The organism is Micromonospora orduensis (assembly GCF_006228125.1).
Taxonomy (GTDB): domain Bacteria; phylum Actinomycetota; class Actinomycetes; order Mycobacteriales; family Micromonosporaceae; genus Micromonospora; species Micromonospora orduensis.
This window is the reverse complement of record NZ_VDFY01000025.1, coordinates 1-580: the sequence shown is the minus strand read 5'-3', so window position 1 is coordinate 580 and position 580 is coordinate 1. Positions and strand designations below refer to the sequence as shown.

The window sequence follows — 580 nt, the reverse complement described above, 5'->3', positions numbered from 1 at the left end:
CCCAGCCGGTCTCCGCGGAGACGGCCGCGAACCTGGCCTCGCACTACAAGATCAAGCAAGGGCGGTACCAGGCGACGTCGAGCTACGGCGGCCCGAAGATCGACGAGGAGACGCTGACCGTCACCTCGGCGACCCTGTCGGCGGACGGGAAGAAGGTCACCCTCGCGGTCAACGGGCGCAAGGCCGGCCACGTGGTGTACCTGCGCTCGCCGCGCCCGTTCACCTTGACCACGGGGCAGTCACTGTGGAGCACCGAGGCGTGGTACACGCTCAACGCCATCCCGGGCGTCACCCCGCCGCCGACCGGCGGAACCAACCTGGCGCTCAACAAGCCGGCGACCGCGGACAGCTCCTGCTCGGCGACCGAGGGCCCGGCCAAGGCCGTCAACGGCAGCGTTGCCGGCGGCAACGGCGACAAGTGGTGCTCGAAGGGCACCTCGAAGTACCTCCAGGTGGACCTGGGGGCCAGCCACGCGGTGAACCGGGTGGTGGTCAAGCACGCTGGCGCCGGCGGTGAGAACACCGCCTGGAACACCCGGGACTTCACGGTCGCCTCCAGCCCCGACGGCACCACCTGGAC

At 70.5% G+C, this 580-nt stretch carries 1 protein-coding gene; it reads left to right on the top strand.

All coding sequences use genetic code 11. The annotated features are described in order from the left end of the window. On the top strand, positions 1-580 hold a 580-nt coding region (locus FHG89_RS00175), incomplete at both ends, for a discoidin domain-containing protein (protein WP_139581822.1).